Source organism: Pseudomonas sp. GYB4201 (genome assembly GCF_056312595.1).
On the sequence record NZ_JBWGIG010000053.1, the window covers coordinates 15595 to 42043 of the forward strand.

Genomic DNA, 26449 nt, shown 5'->3' on the forward strand with positions numbered 1-26449 from the left:
AACCACGCTTTTTCCGAAAACCCGAAAGCCCCGTAGCAGCTGCCGAGAGGCTGCGTCCAAGGCCACAGGATTTGCGGCGCCTGGGACGCGGCCTGGTGGCCGCTGCTACAGGTTTAGTGCTCCTTATGGGGACATGACGGGGGGTTCGGTGAGCGAAGTGGCGCTTTTATGGGGTAGCCGGGGCTGCCGTATACATGGCATGAGGTAGTGACTTGCACGTCATCGCAGGGGAGAAAGTGAACAGTGATCCCGCACGTTTGCTGGTTGGTATAGTCAGGTACCGAGACAATCTTGCTATGTCGGCGTTTTTGCGCCTGGACCTTGTCGAGCCATGCGTCGTATTTGGCTTCATCCGCAAAACCGGGAAACTCGTCAGCCAGCTTGCTGACCCCGCTGGCACCGGTTTCCCAGTCTATCCGTACAGTCATTCCGGGTTGCCAGCGAGCAGCCGTCATAAAACAACAAGCCCCGCCACCGCCTTGATAGGGGCCAATGCTATCGATGGCCGAACGCCCATCCACACTAAATTGCTCTATGCCCCGATGGGTGTGATTTATGCCAACGATTACATTGGCGGAAACCGGGCCAGCCACGATCCCCATCAGCAAAGTGGTGCACCACGTTTTGATGGAAGCTGTCCATTTGTGACGAGATTGGCAGCTACCCTCACGCCAAATCATCGGCTGCCTCGTCCTCCAGTTGGGCGTGAAAGGCAGCCCATCTGGCATTAATCGCCTGCTGGGCCCTCGCGATATGTTCTGGGTCCCGGGGAAAATATGCCATGCCGGATGTGTCGATTTCGCCGTGAATCGCCACTTCCCTGCGGCTGGCTGTACCAAAGAACACCATGCGTTCGCGGAAATAGCTGCCCATTGGCTCGCGGCCGAACGAATGGAGAAACCAGGCACGAGAGTCATGTACCTGATCGTCGAACAAGTCTCGCAACAGCCCTTCGGGCATGCTCGCATTGCGATACTCATCGACCTCGCCACGAATGTTCTCGTCGACATGGTTACGATAGCCTGCAAAGGGCGGAAACAAGCGACTGACCTTTTCCCTGCCAGATGCCTTCATGTGCAGCGCCTCGGCATACACATTGGCCGTGATGATGCGGGCGACAAACGCGGGAGGGCCGTAGGCTGGTACCAGGCGGTTGAGTGCTGCCGCCATCAAACGGTCATTGCGGTAAGCCTTGGCGAACTCTTCGGCAGCTTCGCGCAGTTGAGTGCGCGCCAGGTCCGGATCGAAGGTCGGGATGCCGGGCTGAAACGGTCTTTTATCACTTCCAGGCCGGTGGAGCGACACCTGCAGCTTACGCTGTTCCTCGATTACAACCTGGCGATCATCTCGCTGTTTTTTTGCCAGGTTGTAACTGAGCGGATCACTGTGGCTGTCGGTTGCTTGTTTATAAAAAGACGTATTTATCAAACTGGCGAAGGCGTATCGATCAATCCTCCAGGCGGTGATCCAGGCTAGTTGAACGCGCAAGGCACGCTCGAGAGAAGTGTCGGCGAGAATCGGCTCAAATTGCTCCTTCATTACGTCGGTCTGGTGGGTCAGGTTGGAAGCCAGCCCCGCTGTCACCTGGCGCCATGCGTTGAAGCGGCTAACCAGAGTAGGGTCTACGTCGAGGGCTAGAACCACGTTATCTTCCAAAACTCGCCAATGCTCATTGTGGAGACCCGCACCCAATGCCCGCTTCTCTACTTTCAAAGGTGCGCCATGTGCAAAGGCATCCGCATACAAATCATGTAGTGCAATTTGCGACACTAGGGAGCCATCGCTTCGCCCGCCCCCCTTCCCCTGATCGCCCGGCAAATACCCACCCCCTAAATCCGAATGCACCCCGGGATAAATCACCTCAATGCAATTAGGCGGATAATCCCCAGTCTGCCGACGAATCGACTCAAGTGGAAAACTCACCCGTTGTTCATGAGCCGCCACCAAATGCAGACAGCGTTTGACCAAGCCACTGGCTGGCAACTGCTGGTTGCCGTCAGCCCACCCCATGTGGCCGCGCGCGCCAGGCACTATGTCGGCTATACCCACTGAGGCTACCGTGTCGAGAATCCCCAGATACTCTACGGTGATGGGTATTTCCAGATCGCCAAATGACAGGGTCGGACGCGAGCGCATTAATTCGTCCAACCAACTGACAAATGCGCGCGCTGCGGCCGCCCCTCGGGAAAAGCCATACACGTAAAGCTTGATACCCAACAACTTGCAAACCCCTGGCGTGGGTTGCAGCACTGCATAACGCAGTGGGGCCTCTATGGCGCTAAGTTGTTTGGTGAACTCGGCCAAGCGGTGGCGTTGGCCGCTCACTCCCTCGAATCCCGGCCAGGTCCCCATGGACTTGACGGCTGCCGACAACACTTCGGTGGCTAGCGGCGGCTGGTCTAGGGTTCGACGGATGGCGTCGATGATCATCAACAACCCCCAGTTGATGCGTTCTTCGCCGAACCAGGCACTGGCCAACCCGGCGGTGCTGTAATCAAGATCACCCATTTCCGGAAACGGCGTGCCTACCCCCGGCATGTAATATTTGAAGTACGAACCCAGCCCGACCCCCGCATTGTCAGTAAGCCCGCGAGCCTTATCACCTTGATGTGTTGTTCCACCCGCAATGCCATCCCCAATGCAAGCGCGAAAAAGCCGAGCGATGTTGGTCGGGTGGGGGACTTCCGACTGCAGCAAGTCGTTATTCAGGTTATTGCCAGTGCCGTCGAAGAACAGGCTGATATGCAGGGTTTTGCAGCAGGGTGGCGTCACGCGATAGTTTGCGGCAATGGACAGGGCATCCTGGTAGTCTCTTTCCATGCTCTCTTGACGATGAATGTTTCGGGCCACTTGCCCCGCCTGCCGTGGCAGCCGCCCCGCCTCTGGAAACTGTGGCGGATACCAGACAGGGGAATGCCCTGTTCCGGATATTTCCGTGGCGCTGGTCGTTGGACGTGGAGCATCGGTACTGTAATCAGGGCCGTGAGATGTCATCAATTCCCCCTTGTCATGTTCCAGGCGCCGGGCATGCGGCGCGGTTGAACCCGGACTCTAGGGATTGCAAAACAAGAAAGATGTAGGACACATCCGATCATCCCCGCGCATTTTCCGAAACCCCGAAAGCCCCGTAGCAGCTGCCGCCAGGCTGCGTCCAAAGCCCCACCATCTACAGCGCCAGTGACGCGGCCTCGCGGCCGCTGCTACGGTGTGATGCCGCGCCGGGAAGCGGCGTCTAGTCACCGGCATTCCAACAACAAGGCCCCCCATGCAAACGCTCCTCAACCAGATCCTCGACGAAGTCCGCCCCCTGATCGGCCAGGGCAAGGTCGCCGATTACATTCCCGCACTGGCCGAGGTGCCGGCGAATCAATTGGGCATTGCCGTGTATGGCAACGACGGCAGCCTGCACAGCGCCGGCGATGCGCAGACGCCGTTTTCGGTGCAGAGCATCTCCAAGGTGTTCAGCCTGGTGCAGGCCATCGGGCATTCCGGGGAGGCGATCTGGGAGCGGCTGGGGCATGAGCCGTCGGGGCAGCCGTTCAATTCGCTGGTGCAGCTGGAGTTCGAGCGCGGGCGGCCGCGCAACCCGTTTATCAATGCCGGCGCGCTGGTGATCTGCGACATCAACCAGTCGCGCTTTGCCGCGCCGGCGCTGTCGATGCGTGATTTCGTCCGGCGGCTGTCCGGCAACCCCCATGTACTGGTGGACGGCAAGGTGGCGGAGTCGGAGTACCAGCATCGCTCGCGCAACGCGGCCATGGCGTACCTGATGCAGTCGTTCGGCAATTTCCACAACGAGGTGGAGGCGGTGCTGCGCAGCTACTTCAGCCACTGCGCGCTGCAGATGAACTGCGTGGACCTGGCCAAGGCCTTCTGTTTCCTCGCCAACGAGGGCTTCTGCAAGCACAGCGGCGAGCAGATCCTGACGCCGCGGCAAAGCAAACAGGTGAACTCGATCATGGCCACCAGCGGCCTGTACGACGAGGCCGGCAACTTCGCCTACCGCGTGGGGCTGCCGGGCAAGAGCGGCGTGGGTGGCGGGATCATCGCCGTGGTGCCGGGGCAGTTCACCGTGTGCGTGTGGTCGCCGGAGCTGAACGCGGCGGGCAATTCGCTGGCGGGGATGAAGGCGCTGGAGCTGTTGAGCGAACGGATCAACTGGTCGGTGTTTTAGCCCGACGCAGCCTTTGGCCGCTGCTACGAAACCGCGTAGCAGCGGCCAAAGGCCGCGTCCAGCCCCCTCACTGCCCCAAGTCAGCCAACAAATCCGCCTGCACAATCTCGATCCAGTACTCGTCCGGGTCGCTGATGAACGCCACGTGCTTCATGCCCTTGTCCAGGCGCTTGACGAACGGCACCTGCAGCCGCTCGAAGCGCGCGCAGGCCGCCTCGATATCCGGCACGCTGAAGCAGATGTGGCCAAACCCGCGCGGGTCCTTGTTGCCGTTGTGGTACTGCGAGTCGTCGCTCTCGGTGCCCCAGTTGTGGGTCAGCTCCAGCACCGACTGGCGGCCAAAGGTATACACCTGGCGGGCGCCGCGCTCGTCCGGCACGTCCTCGCCCGCCGTCATGGCCAGGAACAGCAGCGAAAACCTCGCCTCGGGGAAGTCCACCTGGCGCAGCAGGCGCATGCCCAGCACGCGGGTGTAGAAGTCCAGCGAGCGGCACGGGTCCTTGACCCGGATCATGCTGTGGTTGAACACGTAGGCCTGGGTTTCGGCATCGGGGTCCAGGCACACGCCTGGCTGGTTTTCGCTGATGAAGGACATGGCAGGGGCACTCAAGTGAGGTGGCCCAGTCTAGAACTGCCGCGCCACGGCCGGGTAATAGGCGCCTACTACGGGTCTAAGCTTATTCCAACGTAGTAGGCGCCTATTACCCGCCCCCCGCTGGCGTTACTACTATGGGTTGCGTGACAACGACAATAAGAAGGACTTCGCCATGAGTAACCTGACACTCGATCGTCGCCGGTTTCTTCAGGGCAGCGGCGGCGTGCTATTGGGCACGCTGCTGTTCGCCAGCGGTCCCATTGCCCTGATGGCCCCCAGCCAGAGCTGGGCCCTGCCCATGACCACCCTGGACAGCGACAGTGGCGACAAGCTGCTGCTGATGATCCGCCGCATCTACCCCCACGACACCATGGAAGACGCGGTCTACGCCTTCCCGGTGCAGGCCCTGGACCAGAAGGCCAGCACCGACCCCGGCGTCGCCGACACCCTCAGGCAAGGCATCGCCACCCTCGACCAGAAGGCCGGCGGCGACTGGCGCAAGCTCGACGCGGCGCGCCAGTTCGCCATCCTCCAGGACATCCAGGACACGCCGTTCTTCGCCCTGGTGCGCGGCAACGCGGTCAACAGCCTGTACAGCAACGAACTGGCGTACCTGCACTTCGGCTACGAAGGCGCGTCCTTTCCCAAGGGCGGCTACCTGATGCGCGGGTTCAATGACCTGTCCTGGCTACCCGCCCCACCTGCCTCGGCCAGCCCCGATCCGTTCTCCTGAGGAAGCACGCCCATGACCAACTTCAACCATGACGACGACTCGGTCGTGGTCGTCATCGGCTCGGGTGCCGGCGGCGGCACCCTGGCCAACGAACTGTGCCAGAAAGGCATCAAGGTGGTGCTGCTCGAAGCCGGCGCGCGGCAGAGCCCGGGCACCTTCATCAACGACGAATGGCCATCGTTCTCGCAGCTGGCGTGGGGCGACACGCGCACCACCTCCGGCACCTGGCGGGTGGCCAAGGACTTTCCCAACCTGCCCGCCTGGATCTGCAAGACCGTGGGCGGCACCACTACCCACTGGGCCGGCGCCAGCCTGCGCCTGCAGGAACACGAATTCCACGCGCTGCAGACCTACGGCGCGATCCAGGACGCCAACCTGCTGGACTGGCCGGTGACCCTGGCCGAACTTGAGCCCTACTACGCCCGCGCCGAGGACAAGATGGGCGTGACCCGCACCAACGACATCCCCGGCCTGCCCGGCAACAACAACTTCAAGGTGCTGTACAACGGCGCGCAGAAGCTGGGCTACACCGAGTGCTCCACCGGCCACATGGCCATCAACAGCCGCCCACGCGCCAACCGCGCCTCGTGCCAGCAGCTGGGCTTCTGCTTCCAGGGCTGCAAGATGGGCGCGAAGTGGTCGACGCTGTACACCGAGATCCCCGCCGCCGAGGCCACCGGCAAGCTCGACCTGCGCCCTTCATCACAAGTGGTGCACATCGAACACAACGACCAGGGCCTGGTGAACGCCGTGGTCTACGCCGACGCCACCGGCCAGTTGCAACGGCAGAAGGCGCGGCTGGTGGCGGTGGCCGGCAACGCCATCGAGACCCCGCGGCTGCTGCTCAACTCCCACAGCGGCCGGTTTGCCAATGGCCTGGGCAACGGCGCCGGCATGGTCGGCAAGCACTACATGCGCCATACCACCGGCTCGGTGTTCGCCGAGTTCAGCGAACCGGTGCACTTCTACCGCGGCACCATCATGGCCGGCATCATCAGCGACGAGGTGAAGTTCAAGCCCGACCGCGGCTTCGTCGGCGGCTACGAGATGGAGACGATCTCCCTGGGCCCATCGTTCCTCGGCGCCTTCTTCAACCCCGGCGCCTGGGGCCCGGATTTCACCCGGGTGATGGAGCAGTACACGCACCTGGCCGGCCTGTGGATCGTGGGCGAGGACATGCCGCGCGAGAGCAACCGCGTCACCGTCAACGACCAGGTCAAGGACCAGTTCGGCATGCCGGTGGCCAACGTCCACTACGACGACCACCCCAACGACCTGGCCATGCGCGAGCACGCCTACACCCAGGGCCAGGCGCTGTATACGGCGGTGGGCGCGCTGAAGACCCACCGCGTGCCGCCCTACCCCTCCACCCACAACCTGGGCACCTGCCGCATGAGCGCCAAGCCCGAGGACGGCGTGTGCAACGGCTTCGGCCAGAGCCATGAAATCGCCAACCTGTTCATCAGCGACGGCAGCCAGTTCACCACCAGCGCGGCCGAGAACCCGACGCTGACCATCGTCACCCTGGCGATCCGCCAGGCGGACTACATTGCCCAGGCCATGAAGGACCAGCGCGTCTGACCGTCAGTCAGTGGCCCACGGCCGCCGCGTACTTGCGCGCGGCCGGTGTCACGTCGATGTTCTCGCCCCAGCGCGGCAGGTCCTCCACCTCCAGCCCGAAGCTGTCCAGCGCCCGCGCCACGGTGTGGTCGACGATGTCGGCAAGGCTTTGGGGGTGGGTGTAGAACGCCGGCACCGGCGGGTGGATCACCCCGCCCAGGTCGCTCACGGCCAGCATGTTGCGCAGGTGCCCGGAATGCAGCGGCGCCTCGCGCACCATCAGCACCAGGCGCCGGCGCTCCTTGAGCACCACGTCGGCGGCGCGGGTCAGCAGCGTGGTGGTCACGCCACTGGCGATTTCCGCCAAGGTACGTACCGAGCACGGCGCCACCAGCATGCCCAGGGTGCGGAACGAACCGCTGGCGATGCTGGCGCCGACGTCGGCGATGGGGTGCACGTGGTCGGCCAGGGCATACAGCTGCTCGCGGCTGAGGTCGGTCTCGTAGGAGCGGGTCATCTCGGCGGCCTTGGACACCACCAGGTGGCTCTCCACGTCCAGGGCCTTGAGCATCTGCAGGGCACGGATGCCGTAGATGATGCCGGTGGCGCCGCTGATACCCACCACGAGGCGTTGGCGTTTAGTGCTCATGCTGGCCTCCGGGGAAACAGCTCTGGGGCGTAGGGGTGCGGGTCGACGTCGACGAACTCGGCGCGGGTGAAGTGCTCGCGCAGGTGGAACGGCGCGGTGCAGTCGAAGATGGTCTTGCAGGTGTTGCCGCGCACCAGCAGCGCCGGGTTGTATTCCGGGCCCTGGGAGGGGTCCAGCACGTGGCCGGGCACGCCGGGCAGGAACAGCGTGTCCATGTCGCCCTGGTAGCGGGTCTGCATGGCCCACAGCACGTCGTTGGAGTCGAAGGGGTCGACGTCCTCGTCCACCAGGATCACGTTTTTCAACTCGCGGTACACGCCCAGGGCAATGATCGCCGCCTGGCGCTGGCGGCCTTCGTCGCCGGCCTTGCGCTTGGCCACCTGCAGGATCGCCAGGAACTTGCCGCCACCAGCGGTGTGCGCATACACATTGACCAGGAAGCCGGGCATGGCCAGGTCCACGGCGTTGCGAATGCTGGCCTCGGTGGGAATGCCGGCCAGGTTGGTGTGTTCTTCGCCCGGGCCCACCAGGGTCTGCAGGATGGCCTCGCGGCGCATGGTCACGGCAGTCACGCGGATGATCGGCAGCGCCGGGTTGGCCGGGCCGTTGTAGCCGGGAAACTCGGGCATGGCGTGGCCGGTGTTGGTGTTGATGTCTTCGCGCATGCGCTCATGGGGCAGGATCTCGCCCTCGATGACAATCTCGGCGCGGGCGATGGACTTCTGCTTCACGGTCACCGCGTCCACCAGTTCCACGCCGGTGCCGCGCAGGCCGCCGGCAATCTTCAGCTCGTCGTAGCCCAATGGCGTGGTCGGTGCCTCGAAGCAGGCGCCGATGGGGATGGCCGGGTCCAGGCCCATGTTGATGGTGATGGGCAGCGGCTTGCCGGCGGCCTCGGCCTTCTGGCGGAAATGGTCGATGTGGCGGTCGGGGGCGAAGAAAATCGTCAGCTTGTCACGGTCCTGCACGCACAGGCGGTGGATGGTGACGTCGGTGTGGCCGTGCTCGGGGTCGCTGCCCAGCACCAGGCCCAGGCAGAAGAACGGCCCGGCGTCCTCCTCGGTGTTGGTGGGGGCCGGCAGCAGGGTGCGGATATCGAAGTCGGGGTCGTCGGCGTGGAAGACAATCTCCTGGCACGGCGCGTCGGCGTGGTCGACCATCACCGGGTCGACGGGGTTGCGCACCGCCTCGCCCATGCGTTCGGCGAGCTTGTCCGGGGCGCTGTCCAGCAGCAGGCCGACGCGTTCGCGGCTGGCCATCAGGCCCACCAGCACGCGGGAATGGGGGTAACCTTCAATGGTGTTGAAGATCATCGCCGGGCCCAGCTGGGTCGGGCGCTTCACCGTGCCGCCCGCGCCGATGCGGCGGTAGACGCCGGCCAGTTGCGCGTGGGGATTTACCGGGTGGTCGGTTTCCAGCAGCTGGCCGGGGTGGTCTAGCAGGCGGGCGAGCGCGCTGCGCAGGTCGTTGATCGGTGGCTTGGGCATGGGTTCTTCGCCTCTTTGGCTGTACACGTAAGGTGCAAGCACAATGAACCCGAATGAATGGATGATCCATCCACTGGAAGGTGTGTTATTGATAAGAAAAAACTTATAATCCAAGCATGACGACTTCCCTGCGCCGCCTCGCCTACTTCCTCGACGTGTGTGAAACCCTGCACATCGGCAAATCCGCCGAACGCCTGGGCATCGCCCAGCCGGCCCTGAGCCAGCAGATCAAGAAGCTCGAAACCGAGCTGGCGGTGCAGCTGTTCCTGCGCCGCAAGCGCGGCATCGAGCTGACCGTGGCCGGTGCCGCCTACCGCCTGGAGGTGCAGCGCCTGCTGGCCATGCACGAGCAGGCCAGCGAAGTGGCGCAGCGCACCGCCCGTGGCGAGCTGGGCTCGATTCACCTGGGCTATGTGGGCTCGGCCATGTTCGAGCCCGAGTTCCCGTCCCTGCTCAAGCGCCTGCGCAGCCAGTACCCCGGCGTGCGCCTGACCCTGCATGAGCAGCGCATCGAGGACCAGTTGGCCGCCCTGCAGCGTGGCGAATTGGACATCGCCGTGGTGCGCGCGCCGGGCGTGGAACTGGGGCCGCGCCAGCACAAGCGCGTGGGCTCGCGGCGGCCGCTGATCGTCGCCCTGCCCAACGACAACCCGCTGCTGGCGCAGGCCGCGGTGAGCATCACTGACCTGGCGCCCGAGCCGATGATCAGCTTCGACGACCCCTCCAGCCTGGCCATCCTGCAGATCGCCCACACCCTGGCCCAGCGCGCCGGCGTGCAGTTGAACGTGGCCTGGCGGGTGCCGGAGGTGGCGAGCATTCTCGGGCTGGTGGCGGCGGGCATGGGCTACGGCATCGTGCCGGCGTCGATTGCCAGCCTGGCGATGCCGACGGTGAGTTTCCGGCCGCTGACCGATGAAGGCGCCTACGCGGAGCTGTGGTACGTATGGAACGAAGACCGCATCACCCCCGCCATCCAGCGCTTCCTGGACCTCCTGTAGCAGCTGCCGCAGGCGGCGTCCCGGCCCTCCGGTGGCCAAATCAAGGCGCGTATCGCAGCGGCAACCGCGTGGAATACTTGATCTGCTCCATGGAAAAACTCGAGCTGATGTCCGACAGCCCCGGTATGCGAATCAACTGCTTGTACACCGCGTCATAGCCCGCCACGTCCGGCACCGCCACGCGCAGCAGGTAGTCGGTGTCGCCGGCCATGCGGTACACCTCCACGACTTCTTCGATATCGGCCACGGCGCGGTGGAAGCCTTCGATCCACTCGGCGTTGTGCTGGGTGGTGCGGATCGACACGAACACCACCACGCCCACGTTCAACTGCTTGCCGTCGAGCAGCGCCACGCGGGCGCGGATGATGCCGGTTTCTTCCATTTTCTGGATGCGCCGCCAGCAGGCGGTGCTGCCCAGGCCGATCTGGTCGGCGATGTCGCTGACCGAACGGGTGCAGTCAACCTGCAGGATGTCGAGGATAGCGCGGTCGAGTTTGTCCATCAGAAGGCCTTGAAAGCGAGTTTTGGCGAATTTTATTCGCACGCGGCGGGGAATGACAGGTGAATATTTCACGGCGACCAGCGGTCCCGGGTGTTCAGCTGCCCTTCAGGTTGGCTTGGTATAACGGAACCAAGGCCCTGATACGTCACCCCGGAGGCACCGCCATGTTTCGAGCCGTCCACCTGCACGTCAGCTTCCCCCGTTTCGGCAAAAACATGTTCCGCCAGCACGTGGTGCTGCGCAGCACGCCCACGCTGATCAACAACCCGCGCTACGCTGCCGTGCTGATGCCGCAGACCAGCCGCCACTTCAGCAGCGAGGTGGTGGGCCTGAACGACCCGTTCCGCTTCCTCAATGCCATTTTGCAGGCCAACCTGCTGGACACGCCGGTACACCACCCGGCGGCCTGAACGCAAAAACCTCGGCGGCACACGCCGCCCTTTGCCTATTCTGAGATCACGGCGCTGAACCCTGCCGGCCGCACCCGGTCTGTAGGTGCAGCCAGCCTGTCGCTGCCCTTCCCCTATTCGGAGACGCATTGTGATCTCGACCCTGCACCTGGCCAGGCTCAAAGCCTGGGGCGCCCATGGTTTCACCGCCACTGGCGTGGTCACCGCCTTCCTGGCCACCCTGGCGCTGTTCGAAAACCAGCCCAAGGCCTGCCTGATGTGGCTGGGCGTGGCGCTGATCGTCGACGGCGTCGACGGCTCGCTGGCGCGGCGGGTGAACGTGCAGACGGTGTTGCCGCATTTCGACGGTTCGGTGCTGGACCTGGTGATCGACTACCTCACCTACGTGTTCATCCCGGCGCTGTTCATCTATCGCTACATCCCGCTGCCCGACTACACCGCGCTGGTGGCCACCTCGATCATGCTGGTGTCGTCGCTGTTCTGCTTCTGCAACGTCAACATGAAGAGCAAGGACAACTACTTCCAGGGCTTCCCCGCCGCCTGGAACGTGGTCGCCCTGTGCCTGTACACCCTCAGCCCGTCGCCGTGGTGGACCCTGGCAACCATCGTGCTGCTGGCCCTGCTGACCGTGACCCGGATGAAATTCCTCCACCCGTTCCGGGTGCGCCGCTTCATGCCCGTGAACATCGCCGTCACCGCCATCTGGCTGCTGTGCAGCCTGTCGCTGGTGCACGACCACCCGGCCATCAACCCGCTGGTGCTGACGCTGTGGCTGCTGATGTCGGCGTACTTCCTTGGCGTGTGCCTGTGGCGCACGGCGGCGGACTGGTTCGAGCGCAACGAGACGCCTGCGCCATGACGATCACGATTGGATCACAATCGTGGCAGCGTAGTATCATCGTGACATCGCCAGCCTGAATCCGGATGTGATTTTCCCAATGCGTTTGCCTCTTCTCCTCGCGCTGTCGGCCAGCGTGTTCAGCATTCCCCACGCCAGCGCGGCCGACGACCCACGCCTGGTCTGCTCGGCCTACTACGAACTGCTCTCGGTGGATGGCGACCAGCTGGACATCAGCGCCAAGCAGGCTTCCAAGGCGTTCTACGCCCTGTTGAAGCAGGCAGGCGATACCCCCCAGGCGCAGGAAGTGGTGGCACAGCAACTGGTAACGCTGCGCAAGGAAATCCCGGGGCAGATGAGCGTCGAAAGCGTCGCAGCGTTCCGGGCCAAGCATGACTCAGGCTGCAGGACACTGCTGAAAGCGGCCTGGTGCGAGGTCTACAAAGACCCAGGCGCCTGCACGTAGCAGCAACTGTCTTGAAACGGTGTCGTCTGCATCGCGACTAAAGTCGGCTCCTACGCCGTACGTGGTAGGAGCCGGCCTTGGCCGCGATGCAGGCGACGCGATCGACGAGGTACACGGGCCCCAGTTGCAGCGGCCGCAGGCCGCGTCACAAGGCGCCGCGGTGCGCCTGATACACCACGGTTGCAAGACGCCGCCTGCGGCAGCTGCTACAGACCCTGTAGCAGCGGCCGAAGGCCGCGTCCCAGGGCGCCGCGGTGCGCCTGGTACACCGCGGTTGCAAGACGCCGCCTGCGGCGGCTGCTACGGAGGTCGGGGTTAGAACGCCGGGACTACGTCGCCGTGGTAGCGCTGCTGGATGAACTGCTTCACCTGCGGCGAGGTCAGCAGCGCGCCCAGTTTCTGCACCGCCGGGTCGTTGGCCTTGTCGCGGCGCACGTACAGGTAGTTGGCGTAGGGCGAGTCCGAGCTTTCGATGAACAGCGCATCCTTGTGCGGCTCAAGCCTGGCTTCCAGCGCGTAGTTGGCGTTGATCAGCGCCAGGTCCACCTGGTTCAGCACGCGCGGCAGCATGGCCGCTTCCAGTTCCTGGAACTTCAGGTGCTTGGGGTTGCTGACGATGTCCTGGCGGGTGGCCATGATGTTGCTCGGGTCTTTCAGGGTGATCAGGCCTTGCTTGGCGATCAGCAGCAGGGCACGGCCCGAGTTGGCGGGGTCGTTGGGAATGGCGATGGTGGCGCCGTCCTTCAGCTCGGCAATATTCTTGATTTTCTTCGAGTAAGCCCCGAACGGCTCGATGTGCACTGCCACGATCGGCACCTGGTCGCTGCTGGGACGGTCCTTCTTGTAGGCCTCGTAATACGGCTTGCTCTGGAAATAGTTGGCGTCCAGCAGGCCTTCGTCGGTCTGGCGGTCGGGCTGCACGTAGTCGGCGAACACCTTGACGTCCAGGGTGACGCCTTCCTTGGCCAGCTCCGGTTTGAGGAATTCGAGGATCTCGGCGTGGGGCACCGGCACCACGGCGATTTTCAGGGTTTCGGCATAGGCGGAACCGACGGCGGCTACCAGCAACGCCAGGGACAGGGCGACACGTTTCAAGATGGTTTACCTTCGAAGCGTTTCAGGGAAAAGGACGACAGATCAAGGTCGGTGGTGCCGCGGGTACACCACTGGGCGAAGGCTTCGCCCAGCGCGGCGGAGTGTTTGAAGCCATGGCCCGAGCAGGCCGACACCACCAGGGTGTGCTGCAAGGACGGGTGTTCATCGATGATGAAATGGCGGTCGGGGGTGACGGTGTAGGCGCACACCGCCGATTTCACCACCCGCGGGCCGACGCCGGCGATGCGGCCCTGCACCTGCTGGGCGTACATGGCCTGCTCCTCGGCAGGCGCCACGCTGCGGTCCAGGGTGTCGGGGTGCGAGGCGGTGTGGTACTGGGCGGTGGCGATCTTCACGGTGCCCTCGCCCGGCAAGGCGGGGAAGCCGTAGTTGACCTTGTCGTCGCCGCGGCCGTGGGTCAGGATGAAGGTCGGCGAGGCACCCAGCAGCGCCTCGTCCGCAAGCTCGAACCAGAACAGCTGCTGGCGGTACACCTCGAGCAGGCCGTCGAACGGCGCCCCCAGCAGGCCACCGGCCCAGTTGCCGGCGCTGATCACCAGCTTGTCGGCCTGCAGGGTGCGCTGGTCAGTGGTCACCGTCACGCCTTGGGCGTCCGAGGTGATCGCAGTCACGGTCTCGCCCTTGTACAGGGCAGCGCCGTGCTGCTCGGCCAGTTTCAGCTGTACATCAATGCAGCGCTCGGGTCGCACAAAACCGCCACCCGGCTCGAAATAACCGATGGCATCGTCGCGCACGTGGGCGAACTGCGGGAAGCGCTGGCGGATCTGCCCGGCGTCGAGCACTTCGTGTTCGATACCGTAGGTCTGCGCCAGGCCGATGGTGCGCAGGGTAAAGTCTGTCTTGTCGCTGGGGTCGAAGTCGGGGCTGGAGGTCAGCACCAGCAGGCCCGACTGGTCGAACAGCGCTTCACCCGACAGCGCTTCCAGCTCGCGCCAGATGCGGTGCGAATTACGCACAATGGGCACGTACTGCGCACCCTCGCCCACCGACAGGCGAGTGATACGCGTGTCGCCATGGCTGGAGCCGAAGGTGTGGGGCGGGTGATGGCGGTCGATGCCCGCCACCTTCACGCCCATTCTGGCCAACTGGTAAACGGTGGCGGCCCCCATGGCGCCAAGGCCCAGGACCAATGATTCGAATCGTTCCGTCATCAACTGTCGTCCCTGCAAAAGGCGGGTAGTTGATTGAAAAACGTCAGCAAAAACAAAGATTAAAAAATTATAACCTTATGCCCGTAGCAGCGGCCGCAGGCCGCGTCAGCGCCAGTCGAGAATCCGCTGCGCCGCGGCCAAATCGGCTTCAAGGTCATGCTGCCACAACCAATCGAAACGGCTGGCCAGGGTGGCCGACAGCGCCGGCTCTTCGCGGGCGAACGACAGCGCGCGTCCTTCGTAGAGGTCCCCCGCTTCGCGCGAGGTCTGCTGCACCCGGCTGGCCCGTGGCCGGCGCAGGGCGTCGTAGGCCTGCAACAGGGTGTCGGGCGCGGTGCCCAGGGCGCGGCGGTCGCCCAGCAGGCGCGCCAGCAGCCAGGCGTCTTCCAGGCCCTGGCCGGCGCCGGCGCCCTGGTGTGGCAGCATGGCGTGGGCGGCGTCGCCGATCAGCGCCACCCGGCCATGGGCGTAGCCAGCCAGCGGCTCGATGTCGTGCAGCGCCCACAGCGATGGCGGCGGCATGCAGCCCAGCAGCACCTGCACCGCCGGGCACCAGCCGGCGAACGCCTGCAGCAGTTCGGCGTGGCTGGCGGCGCGTACCCAGGGCTGCTCCGCCGGCCAGGGCGTGGCGTCGGTGACGAATGCCACCACGTTGATCAAGCGCCCCTGCTTTACCGGGAAGGTGAGGATATGCGCGTCCGCACCCAGGTACATCTGCGGCACGTCGATCAGGTGAGTGTCAATGCCCTGCTCGGCATAGGCGGCGCGCAGGTGCGCGCTGTCGATCAGCCCGCGGTAGGCACGGGTGCCGCTGAAGCACGGCGCCACCGGCGGCTGCCCCAGCCCGTCAAGCACGTGCTGGCGAAGGCTGGACTTGATGCCGTCCGCCGCGATCAGCAGGTCGCAGCGGTACTCGCTGCCATCGGCGAAGGCAACCGTGGCCTCCCCCGCCGCCTGTTGCACCGCCACCGCACGTTTGCCGAAACAGGCCACGCCGGGCGGCAGCTGCCGGGCCAGGGCGTCGAGGAAGTCGGCACGGTGCACCGAAGACTGGCCCACGCCGGGCGCCACGCTGGCGCCCAGGTAGCCGGCGTCGGCGCTGCGCCGCCACTCGAACCACACGTCCTGCCAGGGCGCCGGGGTGGCGTCGGCGATCTGCCGGTACGGCCCGCCCAGGCCCAGGCCTTCGATGGCGCGCACGGCATTGGCGCCGAACGACACGCCAGCGCCGACTTCACCGAAGGCCGCAGCCGCCTCGAACAGCTGCACCTGCAGGTGTTGATGGCGCGCCAGGTCCAGGGCCAGCGCCACACCGGCGATACCACCGCCGACGATGCCAATACGCAGAGCAGTTTGCATGGGGACATTCCTGTTGTTGTTGGAGTGCCCCGAGCATGCCCGCCTCACCTCTATTGATAAATGGCGCAAACTGCATAGACACTATCACCACCCTGAATACGCACCGGGACGACCATGGAACTGCGTGACCTGGACCTCAACCTGCTGGTGGTGTTTCACCAATTGCTGCTGGACCGCAGCGTCAGCGCCGCCGCCGACAGCCTGGGGCTGACCCAGCCGGCGCTGAGCAATGCGCTCAAGCGCCTGCGCAGCCGCCTCAACGACGAGCTGTTCGTGCGCACCCGCGAAGGCATGGCGCCGACGCCCTATGCGCTGCACCTGGCCGAGCCGGTGGCCCAGGCCCTGGCCACCCTGCGCGGCGCGCTGAACCACCCGGCCGGCTTCGACCCGGCCAGCAGCCAGCGGCGCTTCGTGGTGGCGATGACCGACATCGGCGAGATCCACTTCCTGCCGCGCCTGCTCGAGACCTTGCTGCAGCGCGCGCCGGGCGTGGCCGTCACCACCCTGCGCGCCCACCCCGGCCTCAACGAACAGCTGGCCAATGGCGAGGTGGACCTGGCCGTGGGCCTGCTGCCAGGCCTGCAAGCCGGGTTCTACCAGCGTTGCCTGTTGCACCACCGCTACGTGGGATTGTGCCGCCAGGGCCACCCGCTGACCCGGGGCCCGGTGACCGCCGAACGCTACTGCGCCCACGGCCACGTGCGCGTGGTGGCCGCCAGCACCGGCCATGAGGCCGTGGAAGCGCACCTGAACCGCGCCGGCCTGCGCCGCGACATTCGCCTGCAAATCCCGGACTTCGGCGCCCTGGGCCACATCCTCCAGCACAGCGACCTGGTCGCCACCGTGCCGCAACGCCTGGCCAGCAGCTGCCTGCAACCGTTCGGCCTGGCCACCGTGGCGGTGCCGGTGGCGCTGCCGGACATTGCCATCAACCTGTTCTGGCACGCCAAATATCATCGCGACCCGGCAAACCGGTGGCTGCGCGGGTTGATGGCCGAAGTGTTCGCTGATTGAATCGCTGCCGCGCCACCCCATTTTCGACGCCAAGGACCTGCCATGCCCGCACTGGAAGCCAACACCGCCCTGCTGATCATTGACATGCAACAGGGCATGAACACCCCTGCCCTGGGCCGCCGCAACAACCCTGGGGCCGAGGCGCACATCGCGCAGCTGCTGCACGCCTGGCGTACGGCGCAGCGGCCAGTGGTGCACGTGCGGCACATTTCGCGCACGCCTGGCTCGGTGTTCTGGCCGGGCCAGGCGGGCTGCGCGTTCCAGCCAGCGCTGGCGCCGCTGGACCACGAGCACGTGGTAGAGAAAAACGTCCCGGACGCGTTCATCGCCACCGGGCTTGAGCGTTGGCTGCACGTGCGCGGCATTCGCCACGTGGTGATCGCCGGCGTGGTCACCAACAACTCGGTGGAAGCCACGGCGCGCACCGGCGGCAACCTGGGCTTCGCGGTGCAGGTGGTGGGCGACGCCTGCTACACCTTCGACCAGGTCGACCTCAACGGCCGCACCTGGGCGGCCGAAGACGTGCATGCCCTGTCGCTGAGCAACCTGGCGATGGACTACGCCACCATCGTCGACACCCACGAGCTGGTATGACCCCAAGCCCGTAGCAGCGGCCGCCGGCCGCGTCCCAGGCGCAGCGGTTGTTCAGGAAGAACGCGTCAGGGCCGGACGCAGCCTGCGGCAGCTGCTACGGGGTTGGTTCGCCGGCCTTGAGGGTGGTGAACGCCCGGGTCAGCGCGCGGTTGAAGGCCTTGCCGTTGTCGTTCTTGCTGAACAGCGTGGCGCGCACGGCCGCCGGTGGGTAGGTGCCGGGGTCGTTGCGGATCTCGGGGCTGACCAGCGCGTCGGCGGCGGTGATGGCGTTGGCATAGTGGATGGTGTCGGTGATGGGCGCGATCACGTCCGGGCGCATCAGGAAGTCCATCAACGCCAGGCCCGCCGCCGGGTGCGGGGCGTCCCGGGGGATGACCATGGCGTCGAACCAGATCAGCGTGCCCTCCCGGGGGATGCTGTAGTGCAGGCTGAACGGCTTGCCGGCCTGCTTGGCCTGGGTTGCGGCGATGCCGACGTTGCCGTTCCAGGACATGGCCACGCAGGTGTCGCCGTTGGCCAGGTCGCTGATGTTGCGGTCGTTGTCGAAGTAGCGCACGTAGGGGCGGATCTTCATCAGCTGCGCCTGGGCGGTCTTCAGGTCCGCCAGGCTCTGGTTGTTGATGTCCAGCCCCAGGTAGCGCATTACTGCGGCGTACAGCTCGTTGGGGTCGTTGAGCAGGCTGACCCCGCAGTCGGCGAATTTCGCCACCACGGCCGGGTCGAACAGCATCGCCCAGCTGTCGGTCGGGGCGTTGGCCAGGCGCTTGTTCACCGCTTCCTGCTGGTAGCCAACGCCGGTGGTGCCCCAGCCGTAGATGCCGGCGTAGCGGTTGCCCGGGTCGAACACCGCCATGTGCTGGCGGAACTCGTCGCCGATGCCGTTGAAATGCGGCAGTTGCGTCTTGTCCAGCGGCTGGATGGCCTTGGCCTCGATGGCCCGACTCAGGTGCTGGCCGGCGCTGAGCACCAGGTCGTAGCCGCTGCCGCCGGTCAGCAGCTTGGTCTCCATGGTTTCCAGCGAGTCGAAATGGTCTTCCACCACGCGAATGCCGGTCTCGGCCTCGAAGCGCTTGAGGGTGTCCGGCGCCAGGTACTCGCCCCAGATGTACAGGTTCACCGTGGGCGGTTCGGCGGCGGCCGCGCCCACGGCCGCCGTCAACAGGGCGGCTGCGAGCAGGCCTTTCATGCCGGTACCCCGCCGGCGTACTGCGGCATGGTGATACACGCCACGTTGCCGCCGCCCAGGAGGATTTCCCGCGAATTTTCGATGCCGATGATGCGGTGGCGGGGGAACAGTTCGGCCAGGGTGGCCTGGGCCGCCTGGTCGTGCCGGCCACCGAACAGCGGCACCACGATGACCGAGTTGCCGGCGTAGTAATTGATGTACGAGGCGCAGATTTTCGTGCCGGCCTGGCGCACGTGGGTGCCGTCGATGTGGTCGAGGCCGGCGGCTTCCTCGGCGGTCCATTCCAGCACGTCGGGCTGCTGCAGCTTGTGCACCACCAGCTCGCGGCCGCGGCTGTCGCGGGTGCTGCGCAGGATATCGTAGGCCTCCTGGTAGATCTCCCACTGCGGGTCGTCGCGGTTGTCGGTCCATTGCAGCACCACCTCGCCGGGCCGCACGAAGCAGGCCAGGTCGTCGACGTGGCCGTCGGTCTCGTCGAATTTGCAGCCGCGTGGCAGCCAGATAACCTGCTCGGCGCCCAGGTAATCGGTGAGGCGCCGGGTGACTTCGTCCTTGCCCAGGTGGGCGTTGCGGTTGCGGTTGAGCAGGCATTGTTCGGTGGTGAGGATGCTGCCCTGGCCGTCGCTCTGGATGCCGCCCAGCTCGGCGATCAGTGGCGCGCGGTAGCGGTCGAAGTGCTCGATCTCGAGGATTTTCTGCGCGATCTGGTCGTCCTTGTCCCAGGGGTAGTAAAGCCCGCCGTCCAGGCCGCCGTAGGCGTTGAACTGGAAGTCGACGCCGCGCACCTCGCCGCTGGCGTCATTGACCACGAAGCAGGGGCCGCTGTCGCGGAACCAGGTGTCGTTGCAGGTCATCTCCACCACGCGCACCTGCTCGGGCAGCAGGCGCCGGGCGTTGGCGTACTGGGCGGCCGAGGCGCACACCGTCACCGGTTCGCTCTGGGCGATGGCGCTGACGATCTGCACCCACACCTGCTGCGCCGGCTTGCCGCCGTTGCGCCACACGTCCGGGCGCTCGGGCCAGCCGAGCCAGCAACGGCTTTTGCGCTCGAATTCGCCGGGCAGGCGGAAACCATCGGCCTTGGGGGTGGTGTGCAGGGAGCGGGACATGGGCAACGCCTCGTTGGGTGGGGATGACAGGCACGCTAACACCCGCCATGCAGGGCCTTCCAACGAGCATTTCTAAGCAATAGGTGAGTTGAATTCAGGCAAGTGCAGCTGCCCTTCCAGCCACTGCAGGAACGCCGCCACCGCAGGGCGTTCCAGGCGCAGGCGCTCGCAGACAATGGCGTACTGGCCCAGCGCCGTGATGCTGGCGCTGAAGGGCCGCACCAGGCGGCCGCTGGCCAGGTCCTCGGTGGCCGTGAGGTTGTCGCCCATGGCCACGCCCTGCCCTTGCGCCGCCGCTTCCAGGGCCAGCCCGGCGTGGGCGAAATAGGCGTGGCGCAGGCCCTGCACGTCGCCGGCGTGGGCGGCCAGCCAGGTGGCCCAGGTGCTGCCGTCCTGGTCATCGTGCAGCAGGCCGTGGCGCGCCAGGTCGCGTGGCTCGCCGAGGGTGCCCTGGTTGAACAGCACCGGGCTGCACACCGGGAAGAACACCAGCACCGGCAACGGCTTCACCCAATAGGCGCCGCCATCGTCCGGGCCGGCGCCGTAGGTGATGGCGATGTCGATGTCCTCGCCCGGGGCGCTGGCGTCGATGGCCTGCTCGTGCACGTGCAAGGTGATGTGCGGGCACTGCGCGGTGAAATCGGCCAGGCGGCGCACCAGCCATTTCTGCGCCAGTTCGGCGGTGACGGCAATGCGCAGCACGGCCTGGGAGGCCGGGTCGCGCAGCTCGTCACAGGCCTCGCCCACCAGTTCGAACGCCTGTTGCAGGCGTTGCAGCAGGCGCAGCGCGGCGGGCGTGGGGCGCACCTGGCGGCCTTCGCGCACGAACAACTCCACGCCCAGCTCGCCTTCCAGCTGGCGGATCTGATGGCTGACGGCGCTGTCGGTGACGCACAGCTCGGCCGCAGCACGGCCGAAATGGGCGTGGCGGGCAGCGCATTCGAACGTGCGCAGGGCAGTCAGGGATGGCAGGCGGCGCATACCAGGGTCCTTGTGGTGATCAGAGTGCGTAGCCGCTGCCGCCAGGCTGCGCTGGCCCCTGAGTGCGCTGAAGATTTCCAGTGTGGTTGAGGGCCAGCGCAGCCTGCGGCAGCGGCTACGCGATTGTGTTGATCCCGCCGTTATTCGTAACCGATGATGGCCTTGGTTTCCAGGTATTCCTCGAAACCGTGCACGCCGAATTCGCGGCCGTTGCCCGAGCGTTTGTAGCCGCCGAACGGCGCGTGGGGGTTCCAGGCCGGGTGGTTGAGCAGCACCTGGCCGGCGCGGATGCGCGCCGCCACCGCGCGCACCACGCCAAGGTCGCTGCCCTGCACGTGGGCGCTGAGGCCGTAGACGGTGTTGTTGGCGATGGCCACGGCTTCGTCGAGGCTGTCGTAGGGGATGATGCACAGCACCGGGCCGAAGATTTCTTCCTGGGCGATGGCCATGTCGGCGTCTACCTCGGAGAAGATGGTCGGCCGTGCGTAATAGCCAACGTCCAGCCCCGCCACCCGGCCGGGGCCGCCGCAGATCAGCTTGGCACCGGCGTCGATGCCGCTGGCGATCATGGCCTGCACGCGGTTGAACTGCGCCTGGTTGGCGATGGGGCCCAGCACGGTGTCGGCCGACGCCGGGTCACCCACCAGAATGGCTTCAGCCGTAGCCGCCGCCAGCGCCTCGATTTCCGCCAGCCGCGCGCGCGGCACCACCATGCGCGTCGGCGCGCTGCACGACTGCCCGACGTTGCGGAACGCGGTCATCACCCCCAGCGGCACCACCCTGGCAAAGTCGGCGTCGGGCAGCAGCACGTTGGGCGATTTGCCGCCCAGTTCCTGGGTCACCCGCTTCACCGTCGGTGCCGCCGCCTGGGCCACCAGGGCGCCGGCGCGGTTGGAGCCGGTGATGGAAATCATGTCGATGTCGGGGTGGCTGGCCATGGCCTCGCCCACCTCGGCGCCGCTGCCGTTGACCAGGTTGAACACCCCGGCCGGCACGCCGGCGTCGTGCACCAGTTGGGCGAACAGCAGCGCGCTCAGCGGCGACAACTCGCTGGGCTTGAGCACCACCGTGCAGCCAGCGGCAATGGCCGCGGCAGCCTTGGCGGTAATCTGGTACAGCGGCCAGTTCCACGGCGTGATCAGCGCGCATACGCCAATGGCCTCGCGAGTAATGGCCGTGCCGTGCTCCAGCTTCTGGAACGGGTAAGTGGGCAGCAGGTCACGCACCACGCGGATGTGTTCGGCGGCCAGCGGCACCTGCAAGGTGCGGGCGAAGCTGATGGCAGCGCCCATTTCCAGCGACAGCGCCTGGGCGAACTGCTCCGTGCGTTCGAGCATCAGCTCATGCAACCGCGTCAGCACCTGCACGCGGGTCTCCACGGCGGACACGCTCCACTGGCCAAACGCAGCGCGGGCGGCGAGCACCGCGTTGTCCACGTCGGCCGCCGAGCCCGCAGCCACCTCGGCCACCACCGCTTCGGTGGCCGGGTTCACCACCGGCATGCTGCCGGCGGCCTGCACCGGCAGGCACCAGTCACCGTTGATGTAGAAGCGGCGCGTCAGGGCCGGGTCGATGCTGAAGGTGTTGGCGCTGTGGTCGGTCATTGGCGGGGCCCCGGAAAAAAGGAAAAAACCATGACGCCTACGCTACCAAACCCGCCCCCGCGCCGCGTGCCGTTCGCCGCGGCTGCATGGAAGGTTGTGCTGTATCGTCGGGGTAAACGGCGCGTTAATGCCGGATCAGCTTGCGCAGGGGCACCACCTCTTTCATCACCGGCGACTTGATGACGATGTAGCTGAAGTATTTGGCGATGCCGATGTTCTTATCGATGATGCTCTCGATCACTTCCTGGTAGTGCTGGATGCTACGGGTCATGAAGCGCACCAGGTAGTCGTAGCCGCCGCTGATGAGGTGGCATTCGAGCACCTCGTCGACCTGGCGAATGTTGGCCTCGAACTTGGCGAAATCCTCGCGTTTGTGGTCGCTGAGGGTGACCTCGGTGAAGATGGTCACCGACTCGGTGATCTTCGCCAGGTTGATGTGGGCCTTGTAGCTGGAGATGTACCCCGCCGCTTCCAGGCGCTTGACTCGCTGCAGGCAGGGGCTGGCCGACAGGCCCACGGCGTCGGCGAGGCTGACGTTGGTCATGCGGCCGTCCTTTTGCAGCTCGACCAGGATGTTGATGTCGATGCGGTCCAGTTTGACCATGCCTTCCATTGTGTAGCCCTCGAATGCCAATGTCCCTGAGGTTCTTCAATCAATTCAACGGCGTAACCATAGCTGATGTTGCGACACCAGGTCGGCGAGGCTGTTGATGCACTCGTCCACCGGGCATTCCCCCGCCTGCCGGCGGCCCCGGCGCAGCAGGCACACCGCGCCCTGCTGGGCAGGTTCGGGCAGGCTGGCGCGCACCCACAGCGCCTGCTCGAACGGCAGCTGTTGCTGGTCGAGCCAGGCCTGGGCCTCGACGGGCGCCAGCAGCTCTTCTCCCTGGATGCCCAGGCGTTCGCACAAGGCTTCACGGTCCTGGGCGTCGCGGTCACACAGTATCACCAGCCGGTAGAACTTGCGCAGGTACAGCAAGGCCCCCGGCGCGTCCTCGAACAGCGGCCAGGCCACGGGCGTGCGGGCGAAGCTCAGGCTTTCCTCCCAGCTGGCCCGCAGCCCCAGCGCTTCGGCCAGCTGGCGGTGTGTAAAGCACAACAGGCCGGTAAAACCCAGTTCGTCGAACCGCGGGTACAGGCCGTGCAGCACCTGTTCGAAGCGGTCCAGCACCAAGGCTTTTTCCGGCGCGGCGGGGCCACCGGTGAACAGGCCCTGCAGCGCCGTCCAGACGCCGCTGTCACGGTCGATCAGCACACCGTCACAGTCCAGCAGCAACACACGATAATCAGTCAGGCGCATGCCAACTTCATCCCTATGATGGACAACCGCGACCCAGGCGGCGACGCCCGGGCCTGTCGTGGAATTCAGGCAATCAAGACCCGTGCCAAGGCGCGGTCGAGAATGGCCAGGGCTTCGTCGAGCTCGGCGTCACTGGTGGTCAGCGGCGCCAGGAAACGCACCACGTTGCGGTGCACGCCGCACTTGATCACCAGCAGGCCACCTTCACGGGCGGCGTCGATCACCTGTTGCGCCAGGGTCGCGTCGGGGCTGGCGCTGCCGTCGGCGCTGACCATCTCCATGGCCAGCATGAAGCCCTGGCCGCGTACGTCGCCAATGCGCGCGTGCCGCTGTTGCAGCGTTTCCAGGCCCTGGCGCAGGCGCGCGCCCAGCTGCTCGCCGCGGGCCAGCAACTGTTCGTCTTCAAAGGCGTCGATCACCGCCAGCGCCGCCGCGCAGGCCAGGGCGTTGCCGCCGTAGGTACCGCCCAGGCCGCCTGGGGTGGGCGCGTCCATGATCTCGCTGCGGCCCACCACGGCTGACAGCGGCAGGCCGCCAGCGAGGCTCTTGGCCACGGTGACCAGGTCGGGCTGGATGCCGGCGTGCTGGAAGCCGAACCAGCGCCCGGTGCGGCCGAAGCCGGCCTGGATTTCATCGAGGATCAGCACAATGCCGTGCTGCTCGGTTAGCGTGCGCAGGGCTTGGAGGAACTCGGGTGGCGCCGTGAGGAAACCGCCGTCGCCCTGCACCGGCTCGACGATGATCGCGGCCACGCGGTCCGGGGCGATCTGGGTGGCGAACACTTCCTGCAGCGCGGCCAGGGCGTCGTCGCTGCTCACGCCGCGGTACGGGTTGGGGTACGGGGTGTGGAAGATTTCCGGGGCGAACGGGCCGAAGTTCTGTTTGTACGGCTGGCTCATGCCGGTCAGGCTGCAGCCCAGCAGGGTGCGGCCGTGGAAGCCGCCACGGAAGGCAATCACGCCTGGGCGGTTGGTGTGGCCGCGGGCGATCTTGATGGCGTTTTCCACCGCTTCCGCACCCGAGGTGAACAGCGCGGCCTTGTGCGGCACGTCACCGCCTACCAGTTGGCTGAGGCGCTGGGCCAGCTCGATGTACGGTGGGTAGGCCACCACCTGGAAGCAGGCGTGGGAGACCTTTTGCAACTGCGCCTGCACCGCTTCGACCACTTTCGGATGGTTGTGCCCGATATTGAGCACGCCAATGCCACCGACGAAGTCCAGGTAGCGCTTGCCGTCCACGTCCCACAGCTGCGAGCCCTGGGCGCGGTCGATGACCAGCGGGTGGGCGGTGAGCACGCCGCGCGGCACCGATTGTTCACGCTGCTGCAGCAGGCGGGGGGTATCGTTGAGTTTGCTGTTCATCAGGGTTCCTCTGGCCATGCCCGGAAGTGGGTCTCGATGCCTTCCAGAGTACGGCTTGCGCGGAGCCGACTTGGCCGAACTTGCCTGCCAGCCTGCGCAGATCCACTGTTTTGCACGGCGCAAACGGCAGAATCGCTTGGCGCCGATGGCCCACAATAGGCCCAGCCCTTTTCATGCCGCCGAGGACACCATGGCCCTGCTCTACAAAGCCGACCCCCAGCGTGGCGAGCGCTGGCGACAACTGTTCGCCGCCCACGCCCCCGACATCGAGTTCCGCCAGTGGCCAGACATCGGCGACCCGGCCGACATTCACTACCTGGCCGCCTGGCAGGCGCCGGACGACCTGGCCACCCTGCTGCCCAACCTCAAGGCGCTGCTGGCGATTTCCGCCGGCGTAGATCAACTGAACCTGACCACCCTGCCCGCCCACCTGCCGGTGGCACGCATGCTCGACCCCGGCATTACCCAGGGCATGTGCGAATACGCGACGTGGGCGGTGCTCAGCCTGCACCGCGACATGCTGCGCTACCGCGCCCAGCAACAGGCCGGCGTGTGGGAAGACCACGCGCTGGTGCCGGCCAGCCAGCGCCGCGTGGGCGTGATGGGCTTGGGCCAGCAGGGACAGGCCATCGTCAACGCCCTGCGGCCCTTCGGCTTTGCCCTGAGCGGCTGGGCCCGCAGCGCCCATGACCTGCCCGGCGTGGCGTGCTTTGCCGGTGACGCCCAGCTGCCGGCGTTCCTGGCCCAGTGCGACATTCTAATCTGCCTGCTGCCGTTGACCGAGCACACCCGTGGCATCCTCGACCGCCGCCTGTTCGCGCAACTGCCCTGGGGCGCCGGGCTGATCAACATGGGCCGTGGCGCGCACTTGAACGAAGCGGATTTGCTCGACGCCCTGGCCAGCGGCCAGCTCGGCGGCGCGGTGCTGGACGTGCTGGCCGAGGAGCCGGCAGCCGCCGGCCACCCGTTCTGGCAGCACCCGGGCATCGTGCTCACCCCGCACATTGCCGCCATGACCCAGCCCGACAGCGCCTTTGCGGTGCTGCTGGACAACATCCGCCGGCACCAGCGCGGCGAGCGGTTAAATGGGCAGGTAGACCGCAGCGACGGTTATTGACGCGGCCTGCGGCCGCTGCTACGGGAACGGCGTTCACGGTGACGTGGCGTAGCAGCAACTGTCTTGAAATGGCGTCGCCTGCATCGCGACTAAAGTCGGCTCCTACACTGTTCGTGGTAGGAGCCGGCCTTGGCCGCGATGCAGG

General features: G+C 65.8%; 26 protein-coding genes. 10 read left to right on the forward strand and 16 right to left on the reverse strand.

Annotated features, from left to right (window positions below; translation table 11 throughout):
* Positions 1-113 precede the first annotated feature (113 nt).
* Together AC0Z2B_RS29975 and AC0Z2B_RS29980 are read right to left on the reverse strand one after the other, a co-directional pair.
* Positions 114-602: a DUF3304 domain-containing protein gene (locus AC0Z2B_RS29975; protein ID WP_476301585.1), complete on the reverse strand. Its 489-nt coding sequence runs from the start codon at positions 600-602 to the stop codon at positions 114-116.
* 64 nt (positions 603-666) lie between these two features.
* A complete protein-coding gene (locus AC0Z2B_RS29980) occupies positions 667-2850 on the reverse strand; it encodes a T6SS phospholipase effector Tle1-like catalytic domain-containing protein (RefSeq protein ID WP_476301543.1) in 2184 nt (727 codons plus the stop codon).
* Between the two features lie 415 nt (positions 2851-3265).
* On the opposite strand from AC0Z2B_RS29980, the gene glsB reads away from it, so the two are divergent.
* On the forward strand, positions 3266-4174 hold the full coding sequence (gene glsB / locus AC0Z2B_RS29985) for a glutaminase B (RefSeq protein WP_476301545.1): 909 nt from the start codon (positions 3266-3268) through the stop codon (positions 4172-4174).
* A 67-nt stretch (positions 4175-4241) separates the two neighbouring features.
* Here the strand turns inward: glsB and gloA are convergent, their stop codons facing one another.
* The gene (gene gloA / locus AC0Z2B_RS29990) at positions 4242-4769 is read right to left on the reverse strand and encodes a lactoylglutathione lyase (protein WP_476301547.1); all 528 of its coding nucleotides are present in this window, start codon (positions 4767-4769) and stop codon (positions 4242-4244) included.
* Between the two features lie 172 nt (positions 4770-4941).
* On the opposite strand from gloA, the gene AC0Z2B_RS29995 reads away from it, so the two are divergent.
* Positions 4942-5502 (forward strand): twin-arginine translocation signal domain-containing protein, encoded by a 561-nt coding sequence (locus tag AC0Z2B_RS29995; RefSeq protein WP_416423851.1) that lies wholly within the window; start codon positions 4942-4944, stop codon positions 5500-5502.
* A 12-nt stretch (positions 5503-5514) separates the two neighbouring features.
* Entirely contained in the window at positions 5515-7083 is a 1569-nt protein-coding gene (locus tag AC0Z2B_RS30000) for a GMC family oxidoreductase (RefSeq protein ID WP_476301549.1), read from the forward strand.
* 7 nt (positions 7084-7090) lie between these two features.
* On the opposite strand, the gene AC0Z2B_RS30005 is transcribed toward AC0Z2B_RS30000, so the two are convergent.
* Complete coding sequence (locus AC0Z2B_RS30005; RefSeq protein WP_476301551.1) at positions 7091-7711, reverse strand: UbiX family flavin prenyltransferase; 621 nt, start codon at positions 7709-7711, stop codon at positions 7091-7093.
* On the reverse strand, positions 7708-9198 hold the full coding sequence (locus AC0Z2B_RS30010) for a UbiD family decarboxylase (RefSeq protein WP_476301553.1): 1491 nt from the start codon (positions 9196-9198) through the stop codon (positions 7708-7710). Before AC0Z2B_RS30010 ends, AC0Z2B_RS30005 begins: the two co-directional genes overlap by 4 nt.
* 116 nt (positions 9199-9314) lie before the next feature.
* On the opposite strand from AC0Z2B_RS30010, the gene AC0Z2B_RS30015 reads away from it, so the two are divergent.
* A complete protein-coding gene (locus tag AC0Z2B_RS30015; protein ID WP_476301554.1) occupies positions 9315-10196 on the forward strand; it encodes a LysR substrate-binding domain-containing protein in 882 nt (293 codons plus the stop codon).
* A 40-nt stretch (positions 10197-10236) separates the two neighbouring features.
* Here AC0Z2B_RS30015 and AC0Z2B_RS30020 read toward each other — a convergent pair whose 3' ends face one another.
* Positions 10237-10698, reverse strand: a complete 462-nt coding sequence (locus AC0Z2B_RS30020; RefSeq protein ID WP_416423846.1) for an Lrp/AsnC family transcriptional regulator — start codon at positions 10696-10698, stop codon at positions 10237-10239.
* A gap of 164 nt (positions 10699-10862) precedes the next feature.
* On the opposite strand from AC0Z2B_RS30020, the gene AC0Z2B_RS30025 reads away from it, so the two are divergent.
* The 3 genes from AC0Z2B_RS30025 to AC0Z2B_RS30035 all read left to right on the forward strand — a co-directional run bounded on the left by AC0Z2B_RS30025 (position 10863) and on the right by AC0Z2B_RS30035 (position 12412).
* Positions 10863-11108, forward strand: a complete 246-nt coding sequence (locus tag AC0Z2B_RS30025) for a hypothetical protein (RefSeq protein ID WP_476301556.1) — start codon at positions 10863-10865, stop codon at positions 11106-11108.
* Between the two features lie 130 nt (positions 11109-11238).
* Positions 11239-11967: a phosphatidylcholine synthase gene (gene pcsA, locus AC0Z2B_RS30030; RefSeq protein ID WP_476301558.1), complete on the forward strand. Its 729-nt coding sequence runs from the start codon at positions 11239-11241 to the stop codon at positions 11965-11967.
* 79 nt (positions 11968-12046) lie between these two features.
* Positions 12047-12412 (forward strand): hypothetical protein, encoded by a 366-nt coding sequence (locus tag AC0Z2B_RS30035; protein ID WP_476301560.1) that lies wholly within the window; start codon positions 12047-12049, stop codon positions 12410-12412.
* Between the two features lie 315 nt (positions 12413-12727).
* Here AC0Z2B_RS30035 and AC0Z2B_RS30040 read toward each other — a convergent pair whose 3' ends face one another.
* The 3 genes from AC0Z2B_RS30040 to salA form a co-directional block, all read right to left on the reverse strand.
* Entirely contained in the window at positions 12728-13507 is a 780-nt protein-coding gene (locus tag AC0Z2B_RS30040) for a MetQ/NlpA family ABC transporter substrate-binding protein (protein ID WP_416423842.1), read from the reverse strand.
* Entirely contained in the window at positions 13504-14679 is a 1176-nt protein-coding gene (gene solA / locus AC0Z2B_RS30045) for an N-methyl-L-tryptophan oxidase (protein WP_476301562.1), read from the reverse strand. The genes AC0Z2B_RS30040 and solA overlap by 4 nt, the downstream gene beginning before the upstream one ends.
* Before the next feature lie 105 nt (positions 14680-14784).
* Entirely contained in the window at positions 14785-16038 is a 1254-nt protein-coding gene (gene salA, locus AC0Z2B_RS30050; protein WP_476301563.1) for a salicylate 1-monooxygenase, read from the reverse strand.
* 114 nt (positions 16039-16152) lie between these two features.
* Between salA and AC0Z2B_RS30055 the strand changes: the two genes are divergently transcribed.
* Positions 16153-17052: a LysR family transcriptional regulator gene (locus AC0Z2B_RS30055; RefSeq protein WP_476301566.1), complete on the forward strand. Its 900-nt coding sequence runs from the start codon at positions 16153-16155 to the stop codon at positions 17050-17052.
* Positions 17053-17094: 42 nt separating this feature from the next.
* Positions 17095-17646, forward strand: coding sequence for a cysteine hydrolase family protein (locus tag AC0Z2B_RS30060; RefSeq protein ID WP_476301568.1), 552 nt, complete (start codon positions 17095-17097; stop codon positions 17644-17646).
* 94 nt (positions 17647-17740) lie between these two features.
* Here the strand turns inward: AC0Z2B_RS30060 and AC0Z2B_RS30065 are convergent, their stop codons facing one another.
* The 7 genes from AC0Z2B_RS30065 to gabT all read right to left on the reverse strand — a co-directional run bounded on the left by AC0Z2B_RS30065 (position 17741) and on the right by gabT (position 25187).
* Positions 17741-18832, reverse strand: coding sequence for an extracellular solute-binding protein (locus AC0Z2B_RS30065; RefSeq protein WP_476301571.1), 1092 nt, complete (start codon positions 18830-18832; stop codon positions 17741-17743).
* Positions 18829-19941 (reverse strand): agmatine deiminase, encoded by a 1113-nt coding sequence (gene aguA, locus AC0Z2B_RS30070; RefSeq protein ID WP_476301573.1) that lies wholly within the window; start codon positions 19939-19941, stop codon positions 18829-18831. The genes AC0Z2B_RS30065 and aguA overlap by 4 nt, the downstream gene beginning before the upstream one ends.
* A gap of 72 nt (positions 19942-20013) precedes the next feature.
* On the reverse strand, positions 20014-20922 hold the full coding sequence (locus AC0Z2B_RS30075; protein WP_476301575.1) for a LysR substrate-binding domain-containing protein: 909 nt from the start codon (positions 20920-20922) through the stop codon (positions 20014-20016).
* A 140-nt stretch (positions 20923-21062) separates the two neighbouring features.
* Positions 21063-22526: an aldehyde dehydrogenase family protein gene (locus tag AC0Z2B_RS30080; protein ID WP_476301576.1), complete on the reverse strand. Its 1464-nt coding sequence runs from the start codon at positions 22524-22526 to the stop codon at positions 21063-21065.
* A 124-nt stretch (positions 22527-22650) separates the two neighbouring features.
* Positions 22651-23139, reverse strand: a complete 489-nt coding sequence (locus AC0Z2B_RS30085) for an Lrp/AsnC family transcriptional regulator (RefSeq protein ID WP_158153280.1) — start codon at positions 23137-23139, stop codon at positions 22651-22653.
* A 45-nt stretch (positions 23140-23184) separates the two neighbouring features.
* Positions 23185-23826, reverse strand: a complete 642-nt coding sequence (locus AC0Z2B_RS30090; protein WP_476301580.1) for an HAD family hydrolase — start codon at positions 23824-23826, stop codon at positions 23185-23187.
* A 65-nt stretch (positions 23827-23891) separates the two neighbouring features.
* Positions 23892-25187 carry a 4-aminobutyrate--2-oxoglutarate transaminase gene (gabT, locus tag AC0Z2B_RS30095; RefSeq protein ID WP_476301581.1) on the reverse strand — a complete coding sequence of 432 codons (1296 nt, stop codon included), beginning with the start codon at positions 25185-25187 and terminating at the stop codon, positions 23892-23894.
* Between the two features lie 190 nt (positions 25188-25377).
* Between gabT and AC0Z2B_RS30100 the strand changes: the two genes are divergently transcribed.
* Positions 25378-26304: a 2-hydroxyacid dehydrogenase gene (locus tag AC0Z2B_RS30100; RefSeq protein ID WP_476301583.1), complete on the forward strand. Its 927-nt coding sequence runs from the start codon at positions 25378-25380 to the stop codon at positions 26302-26304.
* Positions 26305-26449: the final 145 nt, after the last annotated feature.